The 13,954-nt window shown below is 57.1% G+C and carries 12 protein-coding genes and 1 tRNA gene; 8 read left to right on the top strand and 5 right to left on the bottom strand.

Going from position 1 to position 13,954, the window contains the following annotated elements; all coding sequences use genetic code 11:
• Positions 1-66 precede the first annotated feature (66 nt).
• The 4 genes from ada to mgtE all read left to right on the top strand — a co-directional run bounded on the left by ada (position 67) and on the right by mgtE (position 5,122).
• Positions 67-1,125, top strand: coding sequence for a bifunctional DNA-binding transcriptional regulator/O6-methylguanine-DNA methyltransferase Ada (gene ada, locus PI91_RS18300; RefSeq protein WP_039266772.1), 1,059 nt, complete (start codon positions 67-69; stop codon positions 1,123-1,125).
• Positions 1,125-1,781: a DNA oxidative demethylase AlkB gene (gene alkB, locus PI91_RS18295; RefSeq protein ID WP_032675219.1), complete on the top strand. Its 657-nt coding sequence runs from the start codon at positions 1,125-1,127 to the stop codon at positions 1,779-1,781. The genes ada and alkB overlap by 1 nt, the downstream gene beginning before the upstream one ends.
• Positions 1,782-1,850: 69 nt before the next feature.
• A complete protein-coding gene (locus tag PI91_RS18290) occupies positions 1,851-3,494 on the top strand; it encodes a multidrug ABC transporter permease/ATP-binding protein (protein WP_039266955.1) in 1,644 nt (547 codons plus the stop codon).
• A 191-nt stretch (positions 3,495-3,685) separates the two neighbouring features.
• On the top strand, positions 3,686-5,122 hold the full coding sequence (mgtE, locus tag PI91_RS18285; protein WP_039266771.1) for a magnesium transporter: 1,437 nt from the start codon (positions 3,686-3,688) through the stop codon (positions 5,120-5,122).
• On the opposite strand, the gene PI91_RS18280 is transcribed toward mgtE, so the two are convergent.
• The gene (locus PI91_RS18280) at positions 5,085-6,374 is read right to left on the bottom strand and encodes a SulP family inorganic anion transporter (protein ID WP_052232740.1); all 1,290 of its coding nucleotides are present in this window, start codon (positions 6,372-6,374) and stop codon (positions 5,085-5,087) included. The genes mgtE and PI91_RS18280 overlap by 38 nt on opposite strands.
• Positions 6,375-6,561: 187 nt before the next feature.
• On the opposite strand from PI91_RS18280, the gene mqo reads away from it, so the two are divergent.
• The gene (gene mqo, locus PI91_RS18275) at positions 6,562-8,211 is read left to right on the top strand and encodes a malate dehydrogenase (quinone) (protein WP_039266770.1); all 1,650 of its coding nucleotides are present in this window, start codon (positions 6,562-6,564) and stop codon (positions 8,209-8,211) included.
• Positions 8,212-8,304: 93 nt separating this feature from the next.
• On the opposite strand, the gene eco is transcribed toward mqo, so the two are convergent.
• Positions 8,305-8,808, bottom strand: a complete 504-nt coding sequence (gene eco, locus PI91_RS18270) for a serine protease inhibitor ecotin (RefSeq protein ID WP_032652775.1) — start codon at positions 8,806-8,808, stop codon at positions 8,305-8,307.
• A gap of 209 nt (positions 8,809-9,017) precedes the next feature.
• Here eco and PI91_RS18265 point away from each other — a divergent pair, with 209 nt between their 5' ends.
• Both PI91_RS18265 and PI91_RS18260 read left to right on the top strand, forming a co-directional pair.
• Complete coding sequence (locus PI91_RS18265) at positions 9,018-9,278, top strand: DUF2534 family protein (protein WP_008500962.1); 261 nt, start codon at positions 9,018-9,020, stop codon at positions 9,276-9,278.
• A 124-nt stretch (positions 9,279-9,402) separates the two neighbouring features.
• On the top strand, positions 9,403-10,590 hold the full coding sequence (locus tag PI91_RS18260) for an MFS transporter (protein ID WP_023294093.1): 1,188 nt from the start codon (positions 9,403-9,405) through the stop codon (positions 10,588-10,590).
• A 37-nt stretch (positions 10,591-10,627) separates the two neighbouring features.
• Here PI91_RS18260 and PI91_RS18255 read toward each other — a convergent pair.
• The 3 genes from PI91_RS18255 to PI91_RS18245 all read right to left on the bottom strand — a co-directional run bounded on the left by PI91_RS18255 (position 10,628) and on the right by PI91_RS18245 (position 12,784).
• A tRNA-Pro gene (locus PI91_RS18255) sits at positions 10,628-10,704 on the bottom strand.
• A 72-nt stretch (positions 10,705-10,776) separates the two neighbouring features.
• The gene (gene yejM / locus PI91_RS18250; protein WP_023294051.1) at positions 10,777-12,537 is read right to left on the bottom strand and encodes an LPS biosynthesis-modulating metalloenzyme YejM; all 1,761 of its coding nucleotides are present in this window, start codon (positions 12,535-12,537) and stop codon (positions 10,777-10,779) included.
• A gap of 19 nt (positions 12,538-12,556) precedes the next feature.
• Positions 12,557-12,784: a YejL family protein gene (locus PI91_RS18245; protein WP_008500958.1), complete on the bottom strand. Its 228-nt coding sequence runs from the start codon at positions 12,782-12,784 to the stop codon at positions 12,557-12,559.
• Between the two features lie 134 nt (positions 12,785-12,918).
• Here PI91_RS18245 and yejK point away from each other — a divergent pair, with 134 nt between their 5' ends.
• Complete coding sequence (gene yejK, locus PI91_RS18240; protein ID WP_008500957.1) at positions 12,919-13,926, top strand: nucleoid-associated protein YejK; 1,008 nt, start codon at positions 12,919-12,921, stop codon at positions 13,924-13,926.
• Positions 13,927-13,954 lie beyond the last annotated feature (28 nt).

The raw sequence follows: 13,954 nt of genomic DNA, 5'->3' as shown, positions 1-13,954 counted from the left end.
AGGTTGCGGGTTTTTTATCGGTGGCGCTCAGGCACGCTCTATGTATGCTTATACGAGGAGCCGATCATGAAAAACCCAACCTTCACTACCGATGAGGATCGCTGGCAGGCCGTGCTGGCCCGCGATCCGATCGCTGACGATCAGTTTGTCTTCGCCGTGCAGACGACCGGTATTTTCTGCCGTCCGTCATGCCGCGCCCGCCACGCGCTGCGTAAAAATGTCCGCTTTTATCCCGATGCCCGGCACGCCGCTCAGGCGGGCTTTCGTCCGTGCAAGCGCTGCATGCCGGACAAGCGCGATCCGCAGGCGCAAAAGCTGGCAAAAGTGGAACACGCCTGCCGGCTTCTGGAGCAGGATCCTGCGCTAACTCTGGAGAGGCTGGCGGAGCAGGTTGCCATGAGTCCTTTCCATTTCCACCGCCTGTTTAAATCCGTGACCGGCATGACGCCAAAAGCCTGGCAGCAGGCGGCGAGGGGTCAGCGTCTGCGCACCGCGCTTGCGCAGGGAGACAAAATTACCGATGCCGTGCTGGCAGCGGGATTTCCCGACAGCAGCAGCTATTATCGTAAAGCCAACGATGCGTTGGGCATGACGGCGAAGCAGTACCGTAAAGGAGAGGTGGCCGTTCGGTATGCCATCGATGACTGTTCGTTAGGACGCTGTCTGGTCGCCGAAAGCGAGCGGGGGATCTGCGCGATTCTGCTGGGTGACACCGATGCTGAATTAACCGCAGAGCTTGCCACGCAATTTCCAAAAGCGACGCACGCGCCGCGGGACGACGCCTTCGTACAGCGGATCCACCAGGTCATTGCCAGTATTGATAACCGCGACGTACCGCTTGCGCTGCCGCTGGATATTCGCGGTACCGCGTTCCAGCAGCGCGTCTGGCAGGCCCTTCGCGCAATTCCCTGCGGTGAAACGGCAAGTTACCAACAGGTGGCGCAGGCGATTGGTCAGCCCAGTGCGGTACGCGCCGTCGCCGGAGCCTGTGCGGCCAACACGCTGGCGATTGTGATCCCCTGTCATCGCGTGGTTCGCAACGACGGCGCGCTGTCGGGCTATCGCTGGGGGGCGGCGCGAAAAGCGCTATTGCTAAAACGTGAGGCGAAACGCCGGGAGGGATAATGCTCGATCTTTTTGCGGATGCTGAACCCTGGCAGGAGCCGCTTGCGCCGGGGGCAGCGATCCTGCGTCGCTTTGCTCTCTCCCGTGCGGAGGCGTTGCTTGCCGGTATTGAAGAGGTCACAGCGGCTTCACCGTTTCGCCATATGGTGACGCCGGGCGGCTACACCATGTCGGTGGCCATGACCAACTGCGGCGAACTGGGCTGGGCGACAAACGAACGTGGGTATGTGTATGCTCCGAACGATCCCACGACAGGTCGGCCGTGGCCTCCCATGCCTGCGGTTTTCCAGGCACTTTGTCACGAGGCTGCCGTGGCGGCGGATTATCCTGACTTCCGTCCTGACGCCTGTCTGATCAACCGCTACGCTGTCGGTGCGAAGCTCTCGCTGCATCAGGACAAGGATGAGCCCGATCTGCGCGCGCCTATCGTTTCGGTATCGTTAGGCCTGCCCGCCGTCTTTCAGTTTGGGGGATTACGCCGCAACGATCCGCTCAAACGTATCATGCTGGAACATGGCGATGTGGTGGTGTGGGGCAGGGAATCGCGGCTTTACTATCACGGCATTCAGCCGCTGAAACCCGGCGTTCACCCCCTCACGGGCGAGTACCGCTTTAATCTGACCTTCCGTCAGGCGGGGTACAGTAAACTAAAATAAGAATTATTCTTGATGTCCGCGCAGGGCAGTTTACACTGCTGGCTGATTTTTATTGTCCGGATTGCCTGCATGCAACTACTTCTCCTCGTCTGGCGTCAGTACCGCTGGCCCTTCGTCGCCGTCATGGCGTTAAGCCTGGCCAGCGCCGCGCTGGGTATTGGCCTGATCGCGTTTATTAACGTGCGGTTGATTGAAATGGTCGACACTTCGCTCTCCGTATTGCCGGAGTTTCTCGGCCTGCTGCTTCTGTTGATGGCGGTTACGCTCGGTTCCCAGCTGGCGCTGACCGCGCTCGGGCACCATTTCGTTTTTCGTTTGCGCAGCGAGTTTATCAAGCGCATCCTGGACACTCAGGTCGAGCGCGTCGAGCAGCTCGGCAGCGCCTCCCTGCTGGCGGGGCTGACCAGCGACGTTCGCGCCATTACTATCGCGTTCGTTCGTCTGCCGGAGCTGGTGCAGGGGATCATTCTGACCTTCGGCTCGGCGGCCTATCTCGCCTGGCTCTCCAGCAAAATGCTGGCGGTGACTGCGCTGTGGATTGCCATCACCATCTGGGGCGGTTTTGTGCTGGTGTCCCGCGTTTATAAACACATGGCGGTCCTGCGCGAAACCGAAGATAAGCTCTATAACGATTACCAGACGGTACTGGAAGGTCGCAAAGAGCTCACCCTGAACCGCGAGCGCGCCGAGTATATCTTTAACCATCTCTATATTCCGGACGCGCGCGAATACCGGCATCACATCATTCGCGCCGATACCTTCCACCTGAGCGCGGTGAACTGGTCAAACATTATGATGCTGGGCGCCATTGGCCTGGTGTTCTGGATGGCGAACAGCCTGGGCTGGGCGGATACCAACGTCGCGGCAACCTACTCACTGACGCTGCTGTTTTTGCGCACGCCGCTGCTCTCGGCGGTCGGCGCATTGCCCACCTTGCTGAGTGCGCAGGTGGCCTTTAATAAACTCAAAAAATTCGATCTCGCGCCGTTTAAGGCCGAATTCCCGCGCCCGCAGGCCTTCCCGAACTGGCAGACGCTCGAGCTGCGTAACGTCACGTTCCGTTATCAGGACAGCGCCTTCTCCGTGGGGCCGCTCAATCTGACGATCCGTCGCGGCGAGCTGCTGTTCCTGATTGGCGGCAACGGCAGCGGTAAATCGACGCTGGCGATGCTGCTCACTGGCCTTTACCAGCCTCAGTCGGGCGAGATTTTACTGGATGGCAGAGCGCTGAGCGCGGAGAAGCCCGAGGATTACCGCAAGCTTTTCTCAGCGGTGTTCACCGACGTCTGGCTGTTTGATCGGCTGCTGGGGCCGGAAGGGCAGCAGGCCAATCCTGCGCTGGTGGAAAAATGGCTGGCGCACCTGCAGATGTCGCACAAGCTGGAACTTCAGGACGGCAAGATCCTTAACCTCAAACTCTCCAAAGGGCAGAAAAAACGCGTGGCGCTGCTGCTGGCGCTGGCGGAAGAGCGTGACATCATTCTGCTCGACGAGTGGGCGGCGGATCAGGACCCGCACTTCCGCCGCGAGTTTTATCAGGTGCTGCTGCCGCTGATGCAGGAGATGGGCAAAACCATTTTCGCCATCAGCCACGACGATCATTACTTTATTCACGCTGACCGCTTGCTGGAGATGCGCGACGGCAGGCTGAGCGAGCTGACCGGTGAAGCGCGCGATGCGGCCTCGCGTGACGCGGTGGCGCGCACGGCCTGATGCCCGTGTGCCGGGTGGCGGCTTCGCCTTACCCGGCCTGGGATTTTGTAGGCCCGTGCAAGCGTAGCGCCGCCGGGCACGATGATTTGCACGATATGCCGCTTTTTTCTCCTTCCCGGCCCGTTGTTTATTCTTATTTACATATCCTCGCGCTATGCTTAATACCAACTTATTTCATGGATTTATGATTGATGTCGGTATTAAAGAAAAACAGCGCCAGGCAGCGTGACCAGGAACGTGCGCGACTGATCTGGCTTCTCACGACCGATAAAGCGGTCACGTCTACGCTATTAGGCAAACTGACCCTGGCTGAGCAATATGATGTCGGCACGTTAGCCGACGATATTGCTGAGGTAGGTGCGCTGGTTGCTCATCTCCCGCCGCCGGATCTGGCGGACACCCTGGAAGCGCTTCCCTCGGAAGAGCGTCACGCCCTGTGGCGGCTGGTGCAGGATCACGAGCGCGGACAGGTGCTGCTTGAGGCCTCGGAAAACGTCTGGGACGACCTGATCGACGAGATGAGCGATCGGGACATCCTCGACGCCCTGCAAACGCTGGATATCGACGAACAGATTTACCTGGTTCAACACCTGCCGCGAAACCTGACCGGCCGCCTGCTGGCGTCACTGCCTGCCGATGAACGCGCGCGCGTGCGTCAGGTGATGCATTACGAGAAAAACAGCGTCGGCGCGATTATGGAGTTCGGCGTTATCACGGTGCGCCCGGACGTGACGCTCGGCACCGTGCAGCGCTATTTGCGCCGCCTGGGCAAAATGCCGGATAACACCGATAAGCTGTTTGTCACCTCCCGGGATAAAACCCTCCTCGGCGAACTGGAGCTGAAAACCATCCTGCTCAACAGCACCCAGCGGAAGGTGAGCGAGGTGATGGAAAACGAGCCGATGGTCTTCTCCCCGGAGGACGATGCGGAAAAAGCGGCGCGTACCTTCGAACGTGATGACCTGGTGAGTGCCGCCGTCGTGGACTCCGTCGGCAAACTGATGGGGCGTCTGACCATCGACGAGATCCTTGACGTCGTTTATGAAGAAACCGATAACGATCTGCGTGCGCTGGGGGGGATCAGCGCGGAAGATGACGTCCATGCTTCCGTCGGCAAGGCGGTGAAAACGCGCTGGGCGTGGCTGGCCATTAACCTCTGTACCGCGTTCATCGCCTCCCGCGTGATTGACGGCTTTGAACACACCATTTCGCAGCTGGTGGCGCTGGCCTCGCTGATGCCGATTGTGGCCGGGATTGGCGGCAACACCGGAAACCAGACCATTACCATGATCGTCCGCGCGCTGGCGCTGGAAAATATTCAGCCCGGCAACTTCGCCTTTCTGATCTTCAGAGAGATGGGCGTGGCGCTGATCAACGGCCTGGTGTGGGGCGGCATTATGGGCGGCATCACCTGGTGGCTGTATGACGATATGGCGCTAGGCGGTGTGATGATGCTGGCGATGGTGCTGAATCTGCTCGTGGCATCGATGATGGGCGTTATTATCCCGTTGACCATGACCAAACTGGGGCGCGACCCCGCGGTGGGGTCGAGCGTGATGATCACCGCCATCACCGATACCGGCGGTTTCTTTATTTTTCTTGGGCTGGCGACGATTTTTCTGCTTTAAGCCGACGCTTAATGCGGGCGGGAAGCAGCACCATGACGATAATCCCGCCCAGCACGCCAATCGCCAGATTGCCGGTTGATACCGTGGCGGCAACGGTCACCAGCATGACGACCGTTTCTGCAATCGGGGCCGTTTTCAGCCTGGCCGGCTGAAGGCTGTGCCAGCTGAAGGTTTTAACGGCGACGATGGCCATAATGCCCGCCAGCACCGCCATCGGGATGTTGGCCATCACGTCGCTGAGCGCCGTCACCAGGATCAGCAGCACGATGCCCGCAGCGAAGGTTGAAATGCGGCTTCGGCCTTTCCCCATCTCCACGTTAACGATGGTTTGTCCGATCATCGCGCAGCCCGCAATACCACCGTAAAATCCGGCCAGGATATTGCCGACGCCTAATCCAATGCTTTCGCGGCGTTTACTTGACGGCGTCGCGGTCAGCTCATCCACCAGCTTTGCGGTCAGCAGAGATTCCAGCAGGCCGACAAACGCGATGCTCAACGCGCACGGCCAGATTATGCTCAGCGTCTGTAAATTGAGGGGGACCAGAAGTTCGCTAAGACCCGGCAAGCCGCCGCTCATGGCGCCTTCATCGCCCACGGTCGGCAGGTTTTGCCCGGTTGAAACGGTAAACAAGGTTAACAGCACAATCGCAATCAGCGGGGAAGGGATGCTTTTGATATAGCGCGGCACCCACAGCACGATCAGCACCGTCAGCACGAACAGGCCTACAATCAGCGGGCTTCGGCTCCAGAAATGCGGAACCTGAGCTAAGAAGATCAAAATGCCGAGGGCGTTAACAAACCCGGTCATGACCGACTGGGGAATAAAGCGCATCAGCCTTGCCATGCCCAGCACGCCAAACAGAATCTGAATTACGCCAGCCATGAGCACGGCGGGAAGAATGTACTGTACGCCGTGCTGATGCACCATGGGCCCAATAACCAGCGCCACGGAACCGGCCGCGGCCGTGACCATCGCCGGGCGACCGCCCAGTACAGACAGGGCAAGACACAGCACCACGGAAGCGATCAGGCTGACCTTCGGGTCAACGCCCGCCACAACGGAAAATGAGATGACCTCGGGGATCAGCGCCAGGGCGGTAATCACGCCAGCCAGCGTTTCACGCGTCAGCTGCTTAGGGGAACGCAGCACGCTGGCGACACGGTTTTCGGGAGAGACAGCAGAATGGGGTAGGGACATAACGTTTCGCTGGTTAGGGCAGGCTTCCGTGCGCGCGATCACAAAACGCAACATACTAGCCAGTTAAACCGCGCTTTACCAGACGCTTCGATAATTCCTCACAAACAATCCATCATTAAATTTCACAATTACAATAATTTCGTAACCTTTAAACAATATTTAAAAGTTGTTACCGTGCCCCCGCAGCTTGTTTCACCTGCAATTTCCACGCATCAAGCACTTTTACACGAAGGCATAAATTATGAAAAAAATGACTGCCATGCTCTTTTCTCTGGTCGTGGGGCTTAACACCGTCTCCATGGCGGCGAAAGCTGACGCACCAAAAGAGCAGGAAACGGACGTCCTTTTAATCGGTGGCGGTATCATGAGCGCCACGCTGGGAACCTATCTGCAAGAACTGCAGCCGGACTGGTCAATGACCATGGTCGAGCGCCTTGATGGCGTGGCGCAGGAGAGTTCGAACGGCTGGAACAACGCCGGTACCGGCCATTCGGCACTCATGGAACTGAACTATACGCCGCAGAAAAAGGACGGTTCCATTAGTATCGAGAAGGCGGTAGAGATCAACGAGGCGTTCCAGGTATCTCGCCAGTTCTGGTCTCACCAGGTCAACAGCGGCGTATTGCACGACCCGCACTCTTTCATCAACACCGTACCGCACATGAGCTTTGTGTGGGGCGAGCAGAACGTCAACTTCCTGCGCGCGCGCTACGCCGCACTGCAGCAGAGCACGCTGTTCCGCGGGATGAAATACTCTGAAGACCACGCGCAGATTAAAGAGTGGGCTCCGCTGGTCATGGAAGGTCGTGACCCGAACCAGAAAGTGGCGGCGACCCGTACCGAAATTGGTACCGACGTCAACTACGGTGAAATTACCCGTCAGCTGGTGACGTCACTGAAGAAAAAAGAGAACTTCAACCTGCAGCTCAGCACCGAAGTGCGCGGTTTCAAGCGCAACGCGGATAACAGCTGGAGCGTGACCGTTGCCGATCTGAAAAACAACGAAGCCGAGCACGTCATCAAGGCGAAGTTTGTCTTTATCGGTGCGGGCGGTGCCGCGCTGAAACTGCTGCAGGAGTCCGGCATTCCGGAGGCGGACGACTACGCGGGCTTCCCGGTGGGCGGTCAGTTCCTGGTGTCCGATAACCCGGAAGTGGTGAATCGTCATCTGGCAAAAGTGTACGGTCAGGCTTCCGTGGGCGCGCCGCCAATGTCTGTTCCGCACATCGATACCCGCATGCTTGACGGCAAACGCGTGGTGCTGTTTGGCCCGTTCGCGACCTTCTCCACTAAATTCCTGAAAAACGGCTCCCTGTGGGATCTGCTGAGCGCAACCACCACCTCTAACGTCAAGCCGATGATGGATGTGGGGCTGGATAACTTCGATCTGGTGAAATACCTGATTAGCCAGGTGATGCTCTCTGACGACGACCGTTTCGAAGCGCTGAAAGAGTACTATCCTGAGGCGAAGAAAGAAGACTGGCGTCTGTGGCAGGCGGGTCAGCGCGTGCAGATCATCAAGCGCGATCCGAAAGAGGGTGGCGTGCTGCGTCTGGGCACCGAAGTGGTGAGCGATAAGGACGGCACCATCGCCGCGCTGCTGGGTGCGTCACCGGGTGCGTCTACCGCTGCGCCAATCATGCTGCACCTGATGGAAAAAGTGTTTAAAGATAAAGTCGCCAGTCCGGAATGGCAGGCGAAGCTGAAGACCATTATTCCATCCTACGGCACGAAGCTGAACGGTAACGTGAGCGCGACGGAGCAGGAGCTGGAATACACCAGCCGCGTACTGCAGCTGCAGTACATCAAACCGCAGGCTGCGGATGCTGCGCCAAAAGCGGAGCTGAAGCCTCAGCCGGAAAACAAACCGGTTGCGGATATCGCGCTGTAAGGTAAAAAAGCCGGGTGGCGCTGACGCCTACCCGGCCTATGGTCGGTGTTGTTTTGTAGGTCGGGTAAGGCGAAGCCGCCACCCGACTTAATTTCAACGTACGACAGCCTGCTCAATCTTCTCTTCAGCCTTCCACACGCGATACTTCACTTCCACATTTTCAGGCGTATAAACCACGATCGGCAACTTGCTGTTGTAGCGCAGCAGGCTGTTGTCGCCCAGATAGGCGGTCACAAATTTCTTCTCTTTCTTGCCATCCGGGCAGGCCATCATGGTGGAGACTGGAGAGGTGACTTTATCAAAGACGTAGTAGTCGTAACCCCAGCCTTCCAGCGTTTTGCTTTCCAGCTGACCACCCAGACGATGCTGGTTGCAGTCCACTTCCAGCGTCTTGCCAATTAACAGCTCCACTTTGTAGTTCGCTTCATCCTGCTGAACCGGAAGCTGAATCACCTGACGCGTCATCCCTTTATCCGCTTTCGGATACGGGGCGACTTTTTCCAGCGGCTGCGCTTTAGGTGTTTCGCTGGCGAAAGCGCTGGTGCTGACACACGCGGCTGCGATGAGTGCGATGGCAAATTTAGGTGCGTTTTTCATTGTCATTCCTTTATGTCAAAACGATCTTGCACAGGTTAACATAGCGACCGTGAATGATTGGTGTTATTTACTTACATTTTCAATATATACAGCGTAATAAACCAGCTATTTGTTATTTATGCAGTTGTTTGTACTGGCGTGGAGTCTGACAGGCGTTTGTGTTATTTTAGACTCTATATAATGTTATTCATCTGTAAAAGGGAAGAGAGATGGTTCGTGCAAAACTGAAAACGCCTGAAGGCCGCAAGTTCCTCCTGGCGCTGCTGGTCGTGTTTATGATTGCTGCCGCGTGCGTGGGGCGTGCCACGATTGTTGGCGTCATCGAACAGTACAACATTCCTCTCTCTGCCTGGACAACCAGCATGTACGTCCTGCAGTCGGCGATGATCTTTGTCTACAGTCTGGTATTCACCGTTCTGCTGGCTATACCGCTGGGTATTTTTTTCCTGGGCGGACGTGAGAAGCACTAAGCACCGATTTGCGATAACTGAGCCATCCTGCGGGGTGGCTTTTTTTATGCCTGATAATTTTTATTCGCCTTTCCAGGATATTCTGTTGAGAGCACCTTTGTTTACAGAAAGCAGGAGAGGCTTAATGCAATCCCGGTTTGCCACGCTCCGCCAGATCCCAAAAGGTGTCTGGGTGGTCGGTGGAGTAAGTATGTTGATGGATATCTCTTCGGAGATCATTCACAGCCTGCTGCCATTGTTTATGGTCACGACGCTGGGCGCCAGCGTCATTTTCATTGGTTTGATTGAAGGCCTGGCTGAGGCCACTGCGCTGTTTATCAAGGTGTTTTCCGGCGCCATCAGTGACTATCTGGGCAAGCGTAAAGGGCTGGCGGTTCTGGGCTACGGTCTTGGCGCGTTGAGTAAACCGTTGTTCGCTATCGCCTCTTCTTCCGGCATGATTCTGGGAGCACGCTTAATCGACCGGGTCGGGAAGGGGATCCGGGGAGCGCCGCGCGATGCGCTGGTTGCTGACGTTACGCCGCCGGAACTTCGCGGCGCGGCCTTTGGGCTGCGTCAGTCGATGGACACCATCGGCGCATTTCTCGGGCCGCTGCTGGCCGTAGGATTGATGCTGCTGTGGAACGATGATTTCCGCACGATTTTCTGGATCGCGGTGATACCCGGCGTGCTCGCCGTGGCGCTGCTTTTCTTCGGCCTGCATGAGCCGAAAACGCCCGTCGAACATAAACGCACGAACCCCATCAAAAAAGAGAACCTCAGGCGTCTCGGGAAAGGCTGCTGGTGGGTGATTGGTCTGGGGGCCATCTTCACGCTCGCACGCTTCAGTGAAGCCTTTCTTGTCCTGCGCGCACAGCAGTCGGGGGTGCCGCTGGCGCTGATCCCGCTGGTGATGGTGGCCATGAATCTGCTCTATTTCCTCTCTGCCTATCCGTTTGGCAAGTTATCGGACCGGATGAGCCACACCCGGCTACTGCAGTGGGGTCTGGTGATGCTGATTGGAGCAGATATTGTGCTGGCGCTGAGCACCCACTGGGCTGGAATGCTTCTGGGCGTTGCGCTTTGGGGAGTGCATATGGGGATGACGCAGGGGCTGCTGGCGGCAATGATCGCAAAAACGGCGCCTGCGGATCTGCGCGGTACCGCCTACGGCATTTTTAGTCTGGTCAGCGGCGTGGGATTGTTAGTCGCCAGCCTGGGGGCAGGAGCCATCTGGGAAACGTTTGGGGCGGAATATACGTTTTATGCCGGGGCGGTGATTTGTCTGGTAACGCTTGTGTACCTGCGCAAAACGCCGGACGAGGCGAAATAAAAAACCAGCCATAAGAGGCTGGTTTTCAATGTGTTTTTGGTCGGCACGAGAGGATTTGAACCTCCGACCCCCGACACCCCATGACGGTGCGCTACCAGGCTGCGCTACGTGCCGACGCATAGAAAGAATACTACTCGATTCCGTTTTGAATGCAAGGAAATCCGTCGCTAACTGGTTTATTATTAATCAGTTAGCGACAAAACGCTTCTCATCCGTCAGGACCTGCAGCAGCAGGCTCAGCTGCGGTTTCTGGTCTTTTAGCCGCTCACCCTGCAGGTTATACGTCTGATAATTCCCGTTGCTGTTCAGCACCAGCGTCAGCTTCGGCGTGGTCACCACCAGCGTATTATTCCCTGCTGCCGTAACCCAGTTATGGCGGCGCGCGGCGCTGAAGAGATCCTGGCCCTGCGAATACTCGTTTGCTGGCGTGCTGACGTGCAGCAGGCGTTGCATCAGGGTGGTCATCACATCTTTATGCTCGGTAAGCATAGTGATGCGCTGCGCCGGGGTGCCCGGCCAGTGGATGACCAGCGGAACCTGCAGGTTAGGGCGTGACCAGCTCATGCTCTTCGTCTCGTCACCTAACGGGACGCCATGGCCTGCCGTCACGATCACCACGGTGTTGTCCAGCTTGCCGGACTCACGTAGCGCGTCAAGCACGCGGGCAATCTGCGCATCAACATCACCCGCCGCGCGGCCGTAGCGGCGCGCGAAATCACTCTTGTTGCTGTTAGCAAGCGTTGTGCCGTTAAAGGCAACCCATGAGAACCAGCGGTTATCTTCCTGGGCATAGCGCTGCAGCCAGTTTATCCATTGGCTGGCGGTCTGCGCATCGGACTGATTCTGTGCCGCCGGCAGTGAGAAATCAGACAGCAGCGCCTGGCGGTAGAGCGGGCTGTTAAAGCCATCGGATGAGAACAACCCTAACTGATAGCCCTGCTGATTCAGCCCGGTGATCAGCGCCGCAGGCGTGCGGGTAGAGAGTACGCCGTCCATGTATCCGGCTGAAATGCCATAGAAGAGGCCAAAGATGCCCGCGTCGGTTGTGTTACCGGAGCTCATGTGCTGAGTAAACGTGACGTTTTGACTCGCGAAATTGGCCAGGGCTGGCATCTGCTTCTCATAACGGGAATAGTTCAGGCCGTCGACGGTGATGAGCAGGACGTTTTGCCCGCGGCCCATATCGCGATAGCGCAGGTCGCTCAGCGGATACTGCACGCTGACGGCTTCTGGGTTACCCTGCTCGATAAGGCGGCGCTGGTACTCCTGCGCATCAAGCAGGCCATGTTTCTCGAGGAAGCGACGGGCCGTCATCGGGTACGAGAGCGGCAGGTTCGCGCGCTGCATGGTAATAGGACGATAGAAGTTCGCATCCGCCCAGATATACATGATGTGCGAACTGATAAAGGAGACGAAGAAGAGCGCGGCGACGGGCTTCGCGTAGTGGCGTCGGCGGGTCAGGCTACGCAGTTTTTGCCAGCTCCAGGTGGCAAACAGCATCTCAATCAACAGGATCACCGGGACGCTGATAAACATCAGCTGCCAGTCGCGGGCCGTTTCGTTCTGGTCGGGGTTAATCACCAGCTCCCAGACGATGGGGTTGAGATGCAGGTGGAAGCGGGTGAACACTTCACTGTCGATAAGCAGCAGCGTCATTCCCACCGTCGCAAGGATGGCGGACAAGAATCGCATCAGACGCTGCGACATGACGATAAACGTCAGGGGGAACAGGATCAGCAGATAGGTGGCGAAAACCAAAAAGCTAAAGTGACCGACAACGCTTATCCAGGAGTAGATACGCCCGGTGAGCGTTGTTGGCCAGTCTGCGACAAACAGATAACGACAGCCAATGACCGTCGCCAGCAGAATGTTGAACAGGGCAAACCAGTGCCCCCAGCTGACCATCTGGGAGACTTTTTCACGGTAGCGCTGACGATTCGTCACCATAAACTGTTGTTCGTATCCCTTAATGGGCCGGGTCGTTGCTGACGGACGACTGTAAAGCCTGGGCGAAAGATTTTGCGATCGCCTGACGCTGAGCCGGAGCAACGCTGGTGTTAATCAGGTTGGTGACCATATTTCCCAAAACCATCAGGGAGAGATCGGTCGGCGTTTTATGTTTTTCCAGTACGTTGACCAGCTCACTGAGCAGTTGTTCAACGTGTTCATCACTGTAGCGGGAATGTTGTGGCATAAATCAAAATCAGTTTGTTGATGAAAGGGCAACATATTACCGTAGCAACAGCTTTTTTTCCCCTTTTTTATCTGTTGTTGCACACATGTCCTGGTGGTGGTTGAATACCGCCCGGTCTAAAAGGAGAGTTTATCATGAGTCTGGAAATCAACCAGATTGCCCTGCACCAGCTTATCAAGCGCGATGAGCAAACCCTTGAAGTGGTGCTGCGCGATTCGTTACTGGAACCCACGGCGACCGTTGTGGAGATGATGGCAGAGCTGCATCGCGTCTACAGCGCCAAAAATAAAGCCTATGGGCTGTTCAGCGAAGAGAGTGAACTGGCCGATAGCCTGCGCCTGCAGCGCCAGGGTGAAGAGGATTTCCTGGCGTTTAGCCGTGCGGCAACCGGGCGTCTGCGCGATGAGCTGGCGAAATATCCGTTCGCCGACGGCGGGATCGTGCTGTTCTGCCACTACCGCTATCTGGCGGTCGAGTACCTGCTGGTTACCGTGCTGAATAACTTAAGCAGCATGCGCGTGAACGAGCAGCTGGATATCAGCTCGACGCACTATCTGGACATTAACCATGCGGATATCGTGGCGCGTATTGATTTGACCGAGTGGGAAACCAACCCGGAGTCGACCCGCTACCTGACTTTCCTGAAGGGACGCGTGGGCCGCAAAGTGGCGGATTTCTTCATGGACTTCCTCGGTGCCAGTGAAGGGCTTAACGCCAAAGCGCAGAACAAAGGGCTGCTCCAGGCGGTTGACGATTTCACAGCCGAAGCGCAGCTTGATAAATCTGAGCGCCAGACGGTGCGCCAGCAGGTTTACAGCTACTGCAACGAACAGCTGCAGGCTGGGGAAGAGATTGAGCTGGAGTCGCTGTCAAAAGAGCTGGCGGGCGTCAGCGAAGTCAGCTTCCAGGAATTTACCGCAGAGAAGGGCTATGAGCTTGAAGAGAGCTTCCCGGCGGATCGCAGCACGCTGCGTCAGTTAACCAAGTTTGCCGGCAGCGGCGGCGGGTTAACCATCAACTTTGATGCGATGCTGCTGGGGGAACGTATCTTCTGGGATCCGGCCACCGATACGCTGACCATTAAAGGTACGCCGCCGAATCTGCGCGATCAGCTTCAGCGCCGCACCTCGGGCGGTAAATAGCAGGCACAAAAAACCCCGCAGAAGCGGG

This window comes from Enterobacter sp. FB (assembly GCF_000805795.1).
GTDB lineage: Bacteria > Pseudomonadota > Gammaproteobacteria > Enterobacterales > Enterobacteriaceae > Enterobacter > Enterobacter roggenkampii.
This window is presented reverse-complemented; position numbering and strand designations above follow the sequence as displayed.